The organism is Aquimarina macrocephali JAMB N27, from assembly GCF_000520995.1.
GTDB classification, from domain to species: Bacteria; Bacteroidota; Bacteroidia; order Flavobacteriales; family Flavobacteriaceae; genus Aquimarina; species Aquimarina macrocephali.
The window spans coordinates 211,215-229,508 of the sequence record NZ_JACA01000012.1 but is presented as its reverse complement, the minus strand read 5'-3'; the positions used below and the strand labels follow the sequence as shown (position 1 = coordinate 229,508).

Here is an 18,294-nt window from a genome sequence, read left to right as displayed (position 1 = left end):
AACCCCATAAAATGAATAAGATAATTAATGTGGTGTTGAGTGGAGGATCTGGAACTAGGCTTTGGCCTTTATCCAGACAATCTAAGCCAAAACAGTTTTTAAAAATATTTGACAAAAAGTCGTTATTCCAACATACTATTACTAGAAATAAATCGCTTGTTGATGATTTTATGTTATTAACAAATATAGACCAAGAAAATCAAGGAGTTAGTCAAGTAGAAGAACTTAACATTTCATTAAAACATAAAATTATTGAGCCAGTAGGAAGAAACACCGCTCCTGCAATAGCTCTGGCAGCTATGAGTGTTGATCAGGATGACATCTTGTTTGTTACCCCTTCTGACCATATGGTCAATGATGCAGAAGAATATAAAAAAAGTATAAAGAGAGCAATAACATTAGCAAATAAAGGATTTTTAGTAACCTTTGGAATTATACCCGAATACCCCGAAACAGGTTATGGGTATATCGAATCCAATGGAGAAGATGTGGTTAGTTTCAGGGAAAAACCTGATTATAAAACAGCCATTTCTTTTATAGAAAAAGAAAATTTTTATTGGAATAGTGGAATGTTTTGTTTTAAAGCTGGAGTTTTTCTTACAGAATTAAAAAAATATAGAATAGATATATTTGAGGCTTCAAAAAAAGCCCTTGATTCTAATCATTCAGGTTATATTAAGTATGATGATATGATGAAGATTCCTGATGAAAGTATTGATTATGCCGTTTTTGAAAAAAGCAACTTAATTAAAACTGTAAAATCTGAATTTCAATGGACAGATTTAGGATCTTTCGATTCTTTGATTTCTTATTTTAACAAAAATAATATAGTAGAAGGAATATCCAAGATTAAAGGAATCGACAACTTGAACTCATATAGTATTGGAAAAAAAGATGTATATGGTATTGGGGTGTCGGACCTAACAGTTGTAGATACACAAGATTGTATTTTAGTATTACCAAATCAATATGGTAATAGAATTAAAGAATTACATAGTAATGTTAAAGAAAGACTTCTATAAAAAATACTAGTAGATAATGAAATCAATTTTAATTACTGGAGGAGCTGGATTTATAGGTTCTAATTTTATCCCATATTTTCTTAATGAAAACCCTGAAATACAAATTGTTAATATAGATAAATTAACATATGCAGGAGATTTAGCTAATTTAAGCCTGATAGAAGGATACAAAAATTATACTTTTGTCGAGGGAGATATCTGTGACAGGAATTTAATAGAAATGTTATTTAGAAAGCATGATTTTAATGGAGTAATCCATTTTGCGGCAGAATCCCATGTAGATAATTCTATTGCGAACCCCGATGAATTTATAAGAACCAATGTTTTTGGAACGTTCACATTAATTGATGTAGCTAGAAATTATTGGATGGAAGCTCCGCATAAATACAAAGAACAATATAAAAATTGCCGTTTTCACCATATTTCTACAGATGAAGTATATGGAACTTTAGGAAAAACTGGATTGTTTATGGAGAGTACCCCATATGCTCCCAATAGCCCATATAGCGCATCTAAAGCCTCTTCAGATTTCATAGTAAGAAGTTATTTTCATACATATGGGATGAATGTTATCACAACAAATTGTTCTAATAATTATGGACCTAAGCAACATGATGAAAAACTTATTCCTACCATTATTAGAAAGGCATTAGCCGAAGATAGTATCCCTATATATGGTGATGGAAAAAATATTAGAGATTGGCTATATGTTTTGGATCATTGTAAAGGCATTGAGTTGGTGTATAAAAAAGGAAGTAGCGGCGAGACATATAATATTGGAGGTAGAAACGAACGTAATAATAATCAGATTGCATCAAAAATTTGTGAAATATTGGATATAAAAGTTCCTAGAAAAAATGGAGAGCCTTATGAAAAACTCATAACCTATGTTAAAGATAGACCAGGTCACGATTTACGGTATGCTATAGATGCTACTAAAATAGAAAGTGAGTTGGGTTGGGAAGCTGATGAAAATTTTGAAACTGGAATTGAAAAAACAATATCCTGGTATTTAAAAAAATACAATATAATCTCATAAAATGAACATACCTTTGAAAAACAACAAATTATAATAGATGAAAGGAATAATTTTAGCCGGAGGCTCTGGAACAAGATTGCATCCCTTAACACTTGCTGTCAGTAAACAACTAATGCCAGTATATGACAAGCCAATGATATATTATCCACTTTCTAGCCTAATGTGGTCAGGAATAAGGGAAATTCTTATAATTTCTACTCCACATGATTTGCCTCTATTTGAAAAACTATTGGGGGATGGAGCCAAATATGGTTGTAGATTTGAATATGCTGTACAAGAAAATCCAAATGGTTTGGCAGAGGCATTTATAATAGGAGCGGATTTTATAGGTAATGATAAAGTAGCATTGATTTTAGGAGATAATATTTTTTATGGTACAGGTTTAGAAAAACTTTTACAAGCCAATAATGATCCAGAAGGAGGTATAATCTATGCATATCATGTTCACGACCCAGAGCGATATGGAGTGGTAGAGTTTGATCAAGAAGGTAAAGCAATCTCTATTGAAGAAAAACCGAGCAGACCTAAGTCAAATTATGCTGTACCAGGAATATATTTTTATGATAATGAAGTAGTAAATATTGCAAAAAACATAAAACCTAGTCATAGAGGAGAGTTAGAAATAACTGATGTAAACAAAGTATATTTAGAGAAAAAGAAACTTAATGTAAGTATTTTGGATAGAGGAACTGCATGGTTAGATACTGGCACTTTCAATTCTTTAATGCAAGCGTCTCAATTTGTTCAGGTGATTGAGGAGCGTCAAGGGTTAAAAATTGGTGCTATTGAAGAAGTAGCCTTTAAAATGGGATATATATCCCAAGACGAATTAAAAGGATTAGCAGAGCCATTAATCAAAAGCGGATATGGTAAGCATTTAATGAGTATTCTACAAGATTAAAATATGAAAGCAAAAGAAACCAGACTTAAGGGGTGTTTTGTATTAGAGCCAACAGTTTTTAAAGATGAACGAGGATACTTCTATGAAAGCCATAATCAAAATACGTTTAATAGACTTATTGGCCAGGAAGTTAATTTTGTTCAGGATAATCAATCTTTTTCTACAAAAGGAGTAGTTAGAGCGTTACATTATCAAATAGGAGAACATGCACAAGCAAAATTGGTAAGTGTTTTACAAGGTACAGTATTGGATGTTGCGGTTGATCTACGTCAAGATTCACCAACTTTTGGAGATCATATAGCTGTAGAATTATCTGCAGAAAATAAAAAACAATTATTTATACCCAGAGGATTTGCTCATGGCTTTATTGTATTAAGTAATATTGCCAATTTTTTTTATAAGTGTGATAACTTTTATAATAAAGAAGCAGAAGGTGGTATAATTTACAATGATGAGGATTTAAAAATTGACTGGAAACTTAATGAAGAAGATATTATTGTTTCAGAAAAAGACACTGTTTTGCCAAATTTTAGAAATGCAAGGATATGATTTAGATCTAAATCATAGGCTTTTTTAGATAGAAAGAATTACTAAAAAATAGATTGATTATGAAAAATTATAGATATATAAATAATTCAAAATATAATCTATTGATATTTCTTATCGGATTACTTATAGTCACTGGATGTAAGGATGATGATCCCTCCATTCTAAGCGCAGGAAACAAAATTATCACTTTTAAACTTACTGTGGTAAGTAATAGTATTTTAGAACAAGATATAGAGATGGAAATTGATCAGTTTAACAGAACCATTAGTGCTACAGTCCCTGGAGGTTTAATGAATGCTGATTTTAAGCCAACCATATCTATATCAGCAGATGCTTCGATTTTTCCTGCTAATGAAACACTACAAAATTTTAGTAGTCCTGTAATTTATACAGTAACTGCACAAGACGGCTCTGAACAATTATATAAAGTGAGTATTAATCCAGTACCTGATCGAGAAATTCTTATAACATTCTTTAATGCTAATCGATATAATACCTTACAATGGGATCTTCAAGACGAAACAATGGATTCCTGGATAGGAGTTACTCATTCTCAAGGAAAAGTAACTGGGCTAGATTTACATAATAAGCACATTGATATAATTCCTTCTTCTTTTAGTGGTTTAATCAATTTGACAAGTTTAGATTTAAGTAATAATACAACTTTGAGTGATCTTCGTGAAATTGGAAACCTTACAAACTTAGTACGATTAGACATTAGTCATAATAACCTAACGAGTATTCCCAATGAAATAGGAAATCTTAAAGAATTAGGACTTTTATTTATTAATAATAATAAGTTAACGAGTATTCCTAGCGAAATTGGAAACCTATCCAGTTTAAGATATTTAGATTTGTCTAAAAATGCTATAACAGATATTCCGGAAGAACTTTTTAAGACAAAAAACATATATAGATTAGATTTAGAATTTAATCAAATAACGAGTATTCCAAAAGAAATTGGAAACGTAGAACCTGCATACAACTCTAGTGGTTATTTAAGAGATTTAAATTTGGGAGATAATAAATTAACAAGCATTCCTTCAGAAATTAGTAATATACGTACGATGAGGTCTCTATATTTATATAGGAATAATTTAACGAGTATTCCTCAAAGCATATGCGATCGTTACCTTTATGGAAGTGTTGGAAGAAGACTTATAATTCATAAAGAGGATGAGGTACTCTGTGAATGATTTATTATGGCATATTAATTCATAAGTCTAGTAAAGTTTCGTGTAATTAAGAAAATGTTTTATTAAATAAAAATAGATTATAGTAGAAATGAAAATACTAAAAACGATTGTTATAAGAATTTTTGCGGTCATGGGATTATTTATCGATAAATCCACCGATAGAGATAAAGTGATATCCTTGATTAAAAAACTACATCCTTTTTCGACAGGAAAGGATCTTATAAGAATTGGAGGAGATCAGGACGGAGGATATTTGATTCCTGATGATTTAGAAAATATAGAAGCCTGTTTTTCGCCAGGTGTTGGTCCGACGAGTTGGTTTGAAAAACATTGTTTAGAATATGGGATGAAAGTTTTTATGGCGGATAACTCTGTAGATGGACCTGCAATAGAGAATAATGAGTTTAATTTTGTTAAAAAGTTTATTGGCTCTACAAACAATGAAAATTTTATGACCTTAGATTATTGGGTAGACTCAAATATAGAATCAAAAGATTCTGATTTATTATTACAAATGGATATTGAAGGCTATGAGTTCTTGACTATTGCAAATCTTTCGGATGAATTATTAAAAAGATTTCGAATTATTATTATCGAATTTCATGATCTAGATAAATTATGGCATAAAACATATTATCATTTGGCTGAGGAAACATTTGGTAAGTTACTTCAAAATCATACATGTGCTCATATTCACCCTAATAATTATCTTAATATTGATAAAAGAAAAGGTGTTGAAATACCAATTGTAGCTGAATTTACTTTTATACGAAATGATAGAGTGATAGAAAAAACTTCTCAAAAGGTATTTCCACACCCATTAGATTTCGATAATTCAGCAAATGACACTCCAGTTTCTTTACCAAAACAATGGTATTCATAGAAGAAAAGAGAAATTGCTAAAACATTAATAATACAGTTCTTTTTAATTATAAAGTAATTATTTTTGCTCGATACGAAACATGAAAGTAAGTAATAGAATAACAACAATTTTATCAAAAAATAAGATATTGTTAAAAAACTTTTCTTACTTGGGATTACTTCAGATTTTTAATCTGGCGGTTCCTTTGTTAACTTACCCTTACCTAATAAGAGTTTTAGGAGAAGAAACTTATGGATTAGTCATTTTTGCACAAGCGGTTATTGCATATTTGGTGATTCTTGTAAGTTTTGGATTTAATAAAACAGCTACAAGAGAAGTTAGTATTCATAGAAATGACAAGGAGAAATTATCAGAAATAATAAGTTCAGTATTTATAATTAAAGGATTAATTTTTATTGCTTCATTTTTATTTTTGTATATTATTTTACATTTCATTCCTTCTTCAAGAAATCAAGAAATTTTATTTTATTTAAGTTTATGGCTTTGTTTTTTTGAATGGATTTTTCCTTTATGGTATTTTCAAGGCATTGAACAAATGAAGTTCATAACGGTTATAACCTTAATAAGTAGATTAGTGTTCTTAGCATTAATTTTTATTTTAATTAAAGAGAAAAAGGATTATCTGTATTTACCAATTATTAATGGTTTAGGAGCTTTAGCCGCAGGTTTTGTTTCCTTATACATAGTTTTTTCAAGACATAAAGTTAAATTTAAATTTCAAAACAAAACAACATTATTTTTCTACGCCAAAGAATCCCTTGCAATATTGACTTCTGATATTTCAATTACACTTTATGTAAGTACTAACAAGGTTTTGGTAGGAACATTCTTAGGAATGAATGAGGTAGCTTACTACGATTTGGCTGAAAAATTATTAAATTTAATCAGGCTACCAATACTTATTTTGGGTCAAGCTCTGTTTCCAAAAGTAAGTAAAGAAAAAAATATTTATTTCGTTAAAAAAATCGCAATGATTTCATTGCTTGGTATCTGTATCTTATATGTAGGTCTTGTTATTTTTGGAAAGTACATTGTTTTGTTTTTGGGAGGTCCAGAAATGAGTCCTACAGTCTCTATTCTATGGATTTTATGCTTATCAGCTCCTTTTACAGCACTCAATAACATTTTTGGAAATCAACTATTAATTCCTTTTGGATATTTAAAAGCTTTTAATAAAGCGGTAATAATGACATGTTTGACATATTTTATAATAATAGGAGGGTTGTGGACAATAAAGGAAATTACCCTTATTAATGTTTCGATAGTAACAGTAATAGTGGAAGCCCTTGTTGCTTTATTTACTTTTTATTATTGTGTTAAATTCAATTTATGGGAAGTTAAAATTAATCCCCGTTTTTTGAAATGATTTTTAGAATACGTAAAAAGTATTTTCATGGTAAAAAACTCTTGTGTAACTAAGGAATGGTTTTGTACTAAATATTAATAGAAGTTTCTAATATGGAAATATGATTTTTTCGAGAAAAAAAGTAACAATTTTAGTCATTCTTTGGCTGTTTTTAAGCTCTTTGATTATTGCTTCTATATACAGATTTTTTAATCCGGAGGTAAATTTATTAGTTCTTAAAGATGTATTTATAATTGCTTTTTTTATTCTTTTAATAGCAGATTATCGCAGCTTAAAATTGTATACAATAAATCATTATGTAGTTTTTCTAGTACTATACCTTATACTACAATCTTTTCTTTCAAATGCGCCTTTTTTTGCCAAACTGGCTAGTTTGAGGCAAATGTTGGTCCCTTTTTTATTGATTTATATAGGAATGAGCTCTAAAATAGGAACTTTTGAATTTGTCAAGTTTAAAAGAGGGATAATCAAAATTGCCATTTTTGTAGTTTTATTTGGTTATTATGAAATTATATTTAGTATTTGGCATGAGTTTGAATTAAAGAATTATTTTGAAGCCAAAAACGTTCCTGTTTATGGAGACCCAAAAGAAACTTTTTATAATTACCCTCCGTTCTTTATAGAACCTATTTTTGGAGGGGTTAAAAGAATGACTGCAACGCTATTGGATCCTATAAATCTGGGACATACTTTAGTTTTTATTCTTAGTCTAATATTGTTTGATAAAACATTAGGTTATAATAGAGATAAAAAATTAGTGCTGGTCGTTTTTTTTGGTACAGCTTTGATTTTAACTTTTTCAAAAGGAGCTCTTTTACATGTAATTTTGGTTGCTCTTTTTAATTTCCGTAAAATTAGTATTGGTATTAAGGTAATGGTAATGTTTTTATTTACACTATTATTGTTTTATATGTCCAATTTTCATCAAGGGATAAAAATTCATTTGTCAGGAATCGAAAATGCAATTAAGAGTCTTAAAATATTTGGTCATGGTATAGCAAAAACAGGAAACCAGGCTACAATGTTTTTTGAACAAACTGTTGATATTGGAGATACATTTATAGGGTCTATAATGGGACAAATAGGATTTTTAGGATTAGTTTTGTGGTTGATACCTTTTTATATCATATATCAAAAAATTAAAGACAATATCGTAGCCAAAATTTTACTGGCTCAGTTAATAATATCGATAATTTCAGAAAATGCTTTTAACTTGCTAAGTGTTTTTCTAATTTGTATTTCTGTAGGAGTAATGTATAGATTAAATAATATAAATGGATAAGATAGGAATAGTTGATCATGTTGGAAAAAAGAGCGGAATGGATTTTTATGACGTTTCACTGGCAAAAGAGTTATCTAAGAAAATAAATGTTTATATATTTTCAAACTTTCAAAAAAAATCTTCAAAAACTCCGGATGTTATAATTAAAAAAACATTTGGAGATTATAAAAAAGATGAAAATATAATTGACAAGTCAACGTATTTTTTTAGTGGATTTATCAGATCTTTTATAAAAGCAAAAAGGAATTCTGTAAAAATAATTATTTTACATTCTTTTTCATATGAAATAAAAGATATACTAGTTTACATAATAGCACGTCTTTTTGGACTTAAAATTTTACTGATAGCCCATGATATATCAGGTTTTGCAAAAGGCGACAATAAAATAATAAAAAATATTATTCTTAAACATTTGGCGGATAAGGTCTTGGTTCATAACTCTTTTTCAAAGAGAGAGTTGTTGAAAGAAAATATTTCAGAGAATAAAGTAATTACAATTAGACTTGGAGGGTATATCGACCTTGTAAATCTAGTTGAAAAGAAAGAAGCTCTTTCTAAGCTTGATCTGTCGGATGAATATAAATATGTTTTGTTTTTTGGGCAAATAAAAGAAGTAAAGGGATTAGATTTATTAATAGAGGCCTTTGGAAAAATAAATAATACTAATACAAAATTAATCATTGCTGGTAAAGTTTGGAATGATAATTATGAAAAGTATATTGAGTTAATTAATAATTTTGATTTAGAAGAAAAGGTTATTTTTCTCAAAAGATTTATACCAGACGAAGAAATGGATTTATTGTTTTCTGTTTCAGATATTGTTGTAATACCATATAGAGAAATTTATCAAAGTGCCGTTCTTTTGAATGCATTGAGTTATCCATCTTTAGTTTTGTGTTCAGATTTAGAACCAAATAAAGAGGTTATTATTGATGAGAATAATGGTTTTTTATTTAAGTCGTCCAATATTCAATCTTTATCAGAAAAACTTTCTATGTTACTATCACTTGAAAATAATGTAAGAGATCGAATAAAAAGAAAAGCATTAGAGACAGTTGAAGGAGAACATAGTTGGGATTATTCTGCAAAGAAAATATTAAATTATCTAGAACAAAAACGCTAATGAACAAAATTTTTAGTGAGAAAAATATAACAATTGGCTTATTAATTTGCTGTTTTTTAAGCTTATTTTTAAAAAACAATATTAATTCTATCTGTTTAGTTCTTCTGGTAGTATATTCTTTGATTAATTATTTTTTAATAAAAAAAAGAAAGATAGTTTTTACTTTAAATTTTAGAAAGGAAGAGATTTATTTTATAATTTATTTTTTGATAATATTAGTATCAGTTATTTATAGTGAAAATAAGGATGTTGCTATTAAACACATTGGTAGATATATTGTTTTTCTTGTAGTTCCTTTTAGTTTTATTTTTTTACCTGCATTACCTGATAAGCATAAATTTTTTATAAGAAAAACATATGTGTACGGAATGATCATTCTGCTAACCTTTTTGTTTCTTAATGCAATTAAACAAAATGCCGAGATTGGGTATTCTTTCATCGATTTTATATCTAGTATTTTTCTAAGCATATTCGATTCTGATGTTACTGTGAGTGGAATAGAGTATTGGGTTTTTATGTATGAAGGATTAACAGGTATAATTGATATACAGCCAATATACATATCTTTGTTTGTGAATTTAGGGTATGTTTTTTTGATTTCCTTACGAGAAAAAGAAGAAATATCTAATGTGCGTTTTTGGGCAATAAGTTCTTTTTTTCTTTTTTTTAGCGTACTATTATCTTCTAGAATGGAGACCATTATATTTTTTGTGCTACTATTTTTATACTTATTAATATACAGTCCAAAATCAAAAAAAGAGTTTTTTAGAAATCTTTTTGTTTGTAGTATCTCTGTTTTTCTTATGGTTTTAGTTGTTTTTAGTAATCCGATATTAAAAGATAGAATTCTGAGCACAATAGATACAAATTATACTAGTGATTATGTATCATTTGCCAATCAAAATGTAAGAATGGAAAAGTGGAAGAATTCATTACAAGTTATAGAAAAATCCCCAATCATAGGACAAGGAATAGGAGATTATAAAGACGAATTAATAGCACAGTATAAAGAGAATAATTTTTTATTAGGTGTAGAAAACAAGTATAATTCACATAACCAATATTTGGATACAATGCTTCAATGTGGATTATTCGGGCTAGTTGTTTTATTAGGATTATTTTTTAGAGGTATAATTAATGCTTATAAAAAAGATTTAGAGAAGATACTGTTATACCTGACTTTTGCCTTGAGCTTTATTACAGAATCTATGTTTGATAGACATTGGGGAATTGTCTCTTTTGTTTTTTTTATATGTTTTTCTTTAAAGTATACTGTTGATATAAATAACAATAAATGAAAATAGCGGTTATAGGAATAAGAGGAATCCCTAATTATCATGGGGGTTTTGAGCAATTTGCAGAATATTTTTCTGTATTTATGGCTTTAAAAGAGCATGAAGTATATGTTTATAACTCACACAATCACCCCTATCAGGAAGAAACCTATAAGAGTGTGAATATTATCCATTGCTATGATCCAGAGTATTTATTAGGCACTGCTGGGCAGTTTCTATATGATTTTAATTGTATTCTAGATTCTAGAAAAAGAAAGTTTGACATCATCTTACAGCTTGGATATACATCTAGTTCAATATGGAACTGGATGTTTCGTAAACCTACTACAATTGTCACAAATATGGATGGGCTCGAGTGGAAAAGAACCAAATATTCATCACCAGTTCAAAAATTCTTGAAATTTGCTGAAAAATTAGCGATAAAGAAAAGCAATTTTCTTATTTCTGATTCAATTGGTATTAAAAATTATCTTAAAGAGAAATATAGATGTGACTCTGAATATATAGCATATGGGGCTGATGTTTTTGAAAATGAAGATGAGAAGGTTTTACTAGATTATGATCTTCTACCATATGATTATAACATGCTTATAGCAAGGCTAGAACCAGAAAATAACATAGAACCTATATTAGATGGAGTTGTATTGTCTAATTTAGATAAACCATTTCTTGTTATTGGTAAACATGAAACCAAATTTGGAGAGTATTTAAAAAACAAATACCAAAAAGAGAAAAGAATACGCTTTCTGGGAGCAATTTATAATATGAATGATTTGAATAATTTGAGGTACTATTCTAAGTTTTATTTTCATGGACATTCGGTAGGAGGAACTAATCCTTCTTTATTGGAAGCAATGGCGTCTAAAGCATTTATTATTGCTAATGATAATGTCTTTAACAAATCAATTTTAGAGGATGATGCATTATATTTTAGAGATAAGAATGATGTGAAGGATATCCTCAACATAACAAATAGGGAAGAACACTCTAAAATACTTTTAAATAATTTTGAAAAAATTAAAGAACATTTTAATTGGAATAAAATTAATCAAGAGTATCTGGATTATCTAGAAAAGTGTTTGAAATCATAAGAAAAGGAATAAATCATTATTTTACTAATTAAAGAACAACGTACTTATTAACCTGTATATGATATTTACATCACCTTCATTTCTGTTTTTATTTTTACCAATAGTTATATTACTTTATTATATTTCTACAAATACATTTAAGAATTTAATTATTTTTTTATGTAGCCTTTTCTTTTATTCCTGGGGAGAGGGGGTTTATGTTTTATTAATGCTTTTCTCGATAGGAGGTAACTATATTTTCGGGCTTTATATTGGGAATAAGCAAAAAAAAGTTAGAAAAGATTATTTTCTTTTTTTTGCTATTTTATTTAATCTAGGTCTTTTATTTTATTATAAATATGCAGGGTTTTTTGTAGGTATTCTTAATGATATTTTTAATTTTGAAATTAATTCCTCTCCTGTACACTTGCCTTTAGGTATTTCATTTTTTACATTTCAATCTATTTCTTATATAGTAGATGTGTATCGAGAAGAGGTTAAACCGCAAAAAAAACTCATTAATCTTGGGCTTTATATTTCGCTTTTTCCACAGTTAATAGCTGGTCCTATAGTTCGATACAGTGATATTAATTTACAACTACAAGAACGTAAGCATTCGTTTAAAAAATTTAGTGAAGGGATATATCGATTTTCTATTGGCCTATTTAAAAAGGTAATCATAGCAAATCCATTGGGGCATGTTGCCGATCAAATTTTTGAATTAGATACAGACCAACTTTCAATGCCTATAAGTTGGATAGGTATTTTTTGCTATACATTTCAGATCTATTTTGATTTTTCTGGATATTCTGATATGGCAATAGGTTTAGGAAGAATGTTTGGTTTTAAATTTGAAGAAAACTTTAATCACCCTTATATCTCACGATCAATACAAGAATTTTGGAGAAGATGGCACATTTCTCTTTCTACATGGTTTAGAGATTATTTATATATTCCATTAGGAGGAAATAGAGTGAGTAAAAAACGCCTTTATTTTAATTTATTCACGGTGTTTTTCTTAACGGGCCTATGGCATGGTGCAAGTTGGAATTTTATTGTTTGGGGACTATTTCACGGTGTATTTATATCCTTAGAAAGGATAACTGTCATAAAGAAATTTTTAATCAAGAATAGTTATTTATCACACCTATATACCTTATTTGTGGTTATTATTTCTTGGGTGTTTTTTAGATCACCAACATTATCAAGCTCTTTAGATTATATTTATAGTATGTTTAATATTGTTGATTTTTCCTTGGATATTTTTGAAATAAGATCATTATTTTCTAATGAAATAATTATTGTTTTCATTCTTGCTATCTTACTGTCACTGCCATTAAGAAGTAAATTTGAAACTTTCCTTTCTAAGAAAGAAAGGAATAGTAAAATAAAGCCCATATATATATATAAGTTTGCATTTATTTTTATATCTCTATTGTTCGTTTTTTCTAAAATTGCTTCTTCTGCATATAATCCATTTATTTATTTCAGATTCTAAATGAAAAATATTTACCATAAAATAGTCGTAATAGTTTTTTTAGCGTTCTTATATATACCGCTTATTGTTGGAGTCATAAAAAAAGATGAAAAAATTAGCAAAAATGAAAATCGAAAATTAACAGAATTACCTGATTTTCCAGCAACTTTGGATTCGGTAAATGGCTATTTTAATAAATTTGATAGCTATTATAAAGATCACTACGGTTTTAGAGAATCCTTTTTATTTTTATACAGTAAATTAAAATACCTAATGTATGATTCTACCTCAGAAAACATTGTTATTGGTAAAGATCGTTGGTTATTTTTAAATGAAGGAAACGGAGACCCTATAAATGACTATAGAAACATAAATGTGCTACCAGATAAAAAAATAGAAAGTTATGCTAACTATTTACAAGAAAAAAGCGATTGGTTAGAAGAAAAGGGAATAAAGTATTATTTCTTTATTTGTCCCAACAAACATTCTATTTATTTTGATCAACTACCGTCTTATGTGAAAAAAGTGAATGAAGGCTCTAACTATAACAAATTAATAGCCTATTTGAAAACTCATACAACTATAAAAGTAGTTGATGTAAAAGATCTTTTACTTGAAGAAAAAAAGAAGTCAGAAATTTTCATATACTCTCCAAAAGGAACTCATTGGAATGCTATAGGAGCAAACTATGCCCAGTTTGAACTTGCCAAAATTATTCAACAAGATTTTCCTGATAGAATTATACCAAAATTAGAAGACCTTAAGGATTTTAATTTAGAATATTCAAATTATGATTCTTCAGGAAATATGATTGGTTTAGCGAATTTGGAACAGGAAGTACCAATACCTAACTTAATAGCTTGTGAGGATAACTTGATTACTAATGGACAGAATTTTAAATGCAACTGTAATAAGAATCCAAATGGTTTGAAAGCTTTGATTTTTAGAGATTCATATTTTATTGAAATGACCCGTTATCTTACTAATTATTTTAAATATTCTAATTTTATCTGGTCAGGTTTAACTTTTAAAGATTTAAAGCAACAATTAGACAGTGATAATTATGATATTGTTATAGAATCTTATGTTGAACGTTATTTAGAAGATAAAAAACCTGAAAGCAAACAGTTTTCTAAAGACAAAAAGTATATAAAAAAGGTATTTGGAGAGTTAAAAACCACCATCTTTGAATCCAAGTGTTTTGATAAACTTGGGTTGCAATTTCAAGAAGAAGAAGAAGGGGAAGTTGAGAGAAACTGTAGTAATCTAAAGTTTTCTATTCTAAAAGAACCCGTAACCAATATCTACCTTAACAATTTAACAACATTAAAAAACTCTAATGCTATTGCTTATTTTGAGTTTGAATCAAGTATAGAAACTACTTTTCAGTTATTTTATACCATCATAGACGAATCTGTTAATGGATGGCCTTATGATAATAATAAAATGATTGAGCACAAAGTAATTAAAGGGTTAAATAAAATTTATATCCCAATAATCGTTGATCAATTAGACGATTCTATTCTTTTTCATATAGGAGGGTTAGGAGGAACTTATAGCATAAAGAAGGTTCATATTAAAAAAATAGAATTATAATATGTTGCTTCAAGTGCTAACTTAAGTCATGAAGTAATTTCTCTACATTTTTTGAAGCTTCTTCCCATGTAAACTGTTTTGAAAATGTAAGTCCTTCTTTTACTTTAAGGACTCTATATTGTGGATCTTCAATTATTTTTTTAGCTTTAAGATAAATGCTATTATGGTCTAAAGGATCAACAAGAAGGTCTTCATAAGCACAAATCTCAGACATGGGCTTATAATTCGTAGTTATTACAGGGCATCCACAAGCCTGAGCTTCTATTATTGGTAGTCCAAAACCTTCTTCGAGACTAGGAAACATAAGTAAAAGAGCATTAGAATATAAGCCAACTAAATCTTTCTCACTAGTATTTTCTATAAAGATGATATCCTCTTCCAGTTTTAACCCTTCTTCTTCGAGATAAGACATGGTAAGCTCTCTTTTGCTAGGAGAAACACCTCCTCCAGGCTTAACCATCTTTAAATTGGGAAAGTCTTTCTTTAATAAAGCAAAAGACTTTATAACAGTTTTCATGTTTTTTCTTTCCTGCTCCGAGCCTACACATAAAACAAAATCACCGTAAGGATTTGGCACATCGATTCTTTTAAAATCCGTTCCAATATATACATACTTGATTTTGTCCTTATCCAGTCCAATTTTCACTAGTTCTTCTACAGATTTTTTAGAAATCGTTAGAATTAGATCACAATTTTTCATTGCTTTAGTTCGACCAAATCGATAGAATATATATTTAAACCATCTAGAGAATAACTTTTTTTCCAGCTTATAGTCATTAAAATATATTAAATCATGAACAAGAATTATTTTCTTTTTCTTAGTAAAGAAAGAAACGATATGAGTATAACAAAAGTAACTTTCAAAAAAGAAAATGTAATCTTGTGATTGCTTTCGTATAAAAGATAAATCTTTGAGTGCTTGTATTACTAGTAATAGTTCAAAAGCAAGGGACTTAAGATAACTACTTTTATACTTTTCACTTTTCCTTTTAATTCGTATTAAATCTAAGTTTTTATAGGTTAGAGGTACTTTTATATACTTTAGTATATTATCACTTACAATACTTAGAGAGGAATTATGTTTTGTAGGTATAAATAGTATCTTGTCAGAAAGAGAATGCTTCATAATATATGCAAGTGAAAAGTCAAATTAGAAAGAGTCGAAAAATATATTTTAAACTTAGGTTTAAAAGTATGGCAAATATATAAATTTGTTCTTTAAAAGAGAGTAAATGTAGAGATCCCAAAATTAAAAAGTAATTCCCTGCATATGGAGTTTTATTCCTGTAGAACAAATCTATATATTTGCGGTATAAATAGAGAAATTCTCTACCATTACTCTTGGTTGTTTTAAAGTATAATTTGGTATAAACTGTTTTTTACCCTTAATAAAGACTTTGATAAGAAATTTAGAATAATAGATCGAGAAAAGAGATATCATAAACATAAAGCCTTTTGCAATTTTAAAAGGGTTAAGACGAGATATGTTAAGGGAAACATATTATTAAGGAATAGCGGGATTAACAAAATATAAATGTGTTATAATTACAAAATTTTAAATAGAAAAGATTAATTAAAGATGAAAAAAGCTATAATAACAGGAATTACAGGTCAAGATGCAGCCTATTTAGCAGAACTATTATTAGAAAAGAATTACCAGGTTTACGGAACCTATAGAAGAACTAGCTCTACTAATTTTTGGAGGATAGAAGAATTAGGTATAGAAAATCACCCGAACTTACATTTGTTAGAATATGATTTAATAGACTTGTCTAGTGCATATAGAATTATAGCCGATGTAGAACCCGATGAAATCTATAACCTGGCAGCTCAAAGTTTTGTTGGGGTGTCATTTACACAACCTATTGCTACTGCTAATATTACGGGGGTTGGAGTATTAAACCTGCTTGAAGCAATACGAACAATTAATCCAAAAATTAAGTTTTATCAAGCCTCAACTTCAGAGATGTTTGGAAAAGTTCATGCAATACCGCAAAATGAAGAAACACCTTTTCATCCTAGAAGTCCATATGGAGTAGCAAAAGTTTTTGCACATTGGGCAACTTTAAATTATCAAGAATCTTATGATTTATTTGCAGCAAGCGGTATATTATTTAATCATGAATCTCCATTAAGAGGAAAAGAATTTGTGACAAGAAAAATAACCGATGCAGCTGCAAAAATACATTTGAATAAACAAGATGTATTAGAACTAGGAAATCTAAATGCAAAAAGAGATTGGGGATATGCAAAAGAATATGTTGAAGGAATGTATAAAATTCTACAAGCCCCAGAAGCAGATACCTATGTTTTAGCGACAAACCAAACACAAACTGTTAGAGATTTTGTCACATTATCATTTAAAACAGTTAATATTGACATAGAATGGAAAGGAAATAATGAAAATGAAATAGGTATAAATACTAAAACAGGAAAAACACTTATAAAAGTTAACCCACAATTTTACAGGCCAGCAGAAGTTGATCTACTTATAGGAGATGCATCAAAAGCTGAAAAGAATTTGAAATGGAAAGCAAAAACAACTTTAGGAGAGCTTGCAGATATGATGGTGAAAAGTGATATTAAAAGAAATGAAAATGGCGGATCTTTCTAAGAAAACAATTTTCATAACAGGTATTTCGGGTTTTACAGGCCAACATTTAGAATCTTTTTATAAAGAGAAAAACTATACTGTTTTTGGAACAACCTATACAACATCTAAAAATCCAAATCACTTTCCTTGTGATATTACAGAAAAGGAACAAATAAAGGAAGTATTAAAAAATATACAACCAGACTATATAATACATACGGCTGCAATATCTTTTGTTGCAGGAGATAATCAAAATGAAATGTATGGGGTGAATGTTTTTGGAACAATAAACCTTCTCGAAGCATTGATTGAATGTGAAATAAGTCCCGAAAAAATAATTATCGCAAGTAGCGCTGCCGTTTATGGTAATATAGGAAACATACTTTCCGAAGATATGTGTCCTCAACCTATTAATCACTATGGTAATAGTAAATTAGCTATGGAAAACATGGTTAAAAACTACTTCTCTAAACTTAATATTCTTATTGTAAGACCTTTTAATTATACAGGAGTTGGTCAAACTGAAATTTTTTTAATATCAAAAATAATAAAGCACTATAAAAATAAATCTTCTGAAATTGAATTGGGGAATATTAATGTTTTTAGAGAATTTAATGATATCGATTATTTGATAAATTGTTATTACCAACTTTTATTAAGCAATAGCAAATCAGAAATACTTAATGTTTGTTCTTCTAAAACGAATAGTATTGAACAGATTTTATCTTATATGGAAGAAATTACCAATTATAAAATTAAAACTAAAATTAACCCAAAGTTTGTTCGTAAGAATGAAATTAAAAGCTTAAAAGGGTCTACACAAAAGTTACATAGCATTATTGATGATTTTTCTAATGAATATTCCTTGAAAAAGACGTTAGAAAAGATGTATTTTTCATAAT

Annotated in this window: 16 protein-coding genes; 15 read left to right on the top strand and 1 reads right to left on the bottom strand. The window is 28.5% G+C overall.

The features are described from left to right. The first annotated feature begins 11 nt into the window (after positions 1–11). The 13 genes from Z054_RS0109370 (at position 12) to Z054_RS0109310 (ending at position 14,799) form a co-directional block, all read left to right on the top strand. On the top strand, positions 12–1,022 hold the full coding sequence (locus tag Z054_RS0109370; protein WP_035091162.1) for a mannose-1-phosphate guanylyltransferase: 1,011 nt from the start codon (positions 12–14) through the stop codon (positions 1,020–1,022). Positions 1,023–1,038: 16 nt separating this feature from the next. After that, positions 1,039–2,061, top strand: a complete 1,023-nt coding sequence (gene rfbB, locus Z054_RS0109365) for a dTDP-glucose 4,6-dehydratase (protein WP_024769816.1) — start codon at positions 1,039–1,041, stop codon at positions 2,059–2,061. Between the two features lie 37 nt (positions 2,062–2,098). Next, complete coding sequence (gene rfbA, locus Z054_RS0109360; protein WP_024769815.1) at positions 2,099–2,962, top strand: glucose-1-phosphate thymidylyltransferase RfbA; 864 nt, start codon at positions 2,099–2,101, stop codon at positions 2,960–2,962. 3 nt (positions 2,963–2,965) lie between these two features. Continuing rightward, positions 2,966–3,511: a dTDP-4-dehydrorhamnose 3,5-epimerase gene (rfbC, locus tag Z054_RS0109355; protein ID WP_024769814.1), complete on the top strand. Its 546-nt coding sequence runs from the start codon at positions 2,966–2,968 to the stop codon at positions 3,509–3,511. Between the two features lie 59 nt (positions 3,512–3,570). After that, complete coding sequence (locus tag Z054_RS30060) at positions 3,571–4,707, top strand: leucine-rich repeat domain-containing protein (protein ID WP_024769813.1); 1,137 nt, start codon at positions 3,571–3,573, stop codon at positions 4,705–4,707. Positions 4,708–4,795: 88 nt separating this feature from the next. Further along, positions 4,796–5,590: an FkbM family methyltransferase gene (locus Z054_RS28160; RefSeq protein ID WP_035091159.1), complete on the top strand. Its 795-nt coding sequence runs from the start codon at positions 4,796–4,798 to the stop codon at positions 5,588–5,590. Between the two features lie 79 nt (positions 5,591–5,669). Next, positions 5,670–6,956 (top strand): flippase, encoded by a 1,287-nt coding sequence (locus Z054_RS0109340; protein ID WP_024769811.1) that lies wholly within the window; start codon positions 5,670–5,672, stop codon positions 6,954–6,956. A 415-nt stretch (positions 6,957–7,371) separates the two neighbouring features. Next, positions 7,372–8,238, top strand: coding sequence for a hypothetical protein (locus tag Z054_RS0109335; RefSeq protein ID WP_152538514.1), 867 nt, complete (start codon positions 7,372–7,374; stop codon positions 8,236–8,238). After that, positions 8,231–9,361 carry a glycosyltransferase family 4 protein gene (locus Z054_RS0109330; protein WP_024769809.1) on the top strand — a complete coding sequence of 377 codons (1,131 nt, stop codon included), beginning with the start codon at positions 8,231–8,233 and terminating at the stop codon, positions 9,359–9,361. The genes Z054_RS0109335 and Z054_RS0109330 overlap by 8 nt, the downstream gene beginning before the upstream one ends. 206 nt (positions 9,362–9,567) lie before the next feature. After that, positions 9,568–10,659, top strand: coding sequence for an O-antigen ligase family protein (locus Z054_RS0109325; protein WP_161635268.1), 1,092 nt, complete (start codon positions 9,568–9,570; stop codon positions 10,657–10,659). Next, complete coding sequence (locus tag Z054_RS0109320; protein ID WP_024769807.1) at positions 10,656–11,747, top strand: DUF1972 domain-containing protein; 1,092 nt, start codon at positions 10,656–10,658, stop codon at positions 11,745–11,747. The genes Z054_RS0109325 and Z054_RS0109320 overlap by 4 nt, the downstream gene beginning before the upstream one ends. Before the next feature lie 208 nt (positions 11,748–11,955). Continuing rightward, complete coding sequence (locus Z054_RS0109315) at positions 11,956–13,224, top strand: MBOAT family O-acyltransferase (protein ID WP_241461404.1); 1,269 nt, start codon at positions 11,956–11,958, stop codon at positions 13,222–13,224. Continuing rightward, the gene (locus Z054_RS0109310; RefSeq protein ID WP_024769805.1) at positions 13,225–14,799 is read left to right on the top strand and encodes an alginate O-acetyltransferase AlgX-related protein; all 1,575 of its coding nucleotides are present in this window, start codon (positions 13,225–13,227) and stop codon (positions 14,797–14,799) included. Between the two features lie 16 nt (positions 14,800–14,815). Here the strand turns inward: Z054_RS0109310 and Z054_RS0109305 are convergent, their stop codons facing one another. Further along, positions 14,816–15,925: a glycosyltransferase family 4 protein gene (locus Z054_RS0109305; protein WP_024769804.1), complete on the bottom strand. Its 1,110-nt coding sequence runs from the start codon at positions 15,923–15,925 to the stop codon at positions 14,816–14,818. A gap of 453 nt (positions 15,926–16,378) precedes the next feature. On the opposite strand from Z054_RS0109305, the gene gmd reads away from it, so the two are divergent. Both gmd and Z054_RS0109295 read left to right on the top strand, forming a co-directional pair. Continuing rightward, complete coding sequence (gene gmd, locus Z054_RS0109300; RefSeq protein ID WP_024769803.1) at positions 16,379–17,413, top strand: GDP-mannose 4,6-dehydratase; 1,035 nt, start codon at positions 16,379–16,381, stop codon at positions 17,411–17,413. Further along, positions 17,397–18,293 (top strand): GDP-mannose 4,6-dehydratase, encoded by an 897-nt coding sequence (locus Z054_RS0109295; protein WP_024769802.1) that lies wholly within the window; start codon positions 17,397–17,399, stop codon positions 18,291–18,293. The genes gmd and Z054_RS0109295 overlap by 17 nt, the downstream gene beginning before the upstream one ends. Position 18,294: the final 1 nt, after the last annotated feature.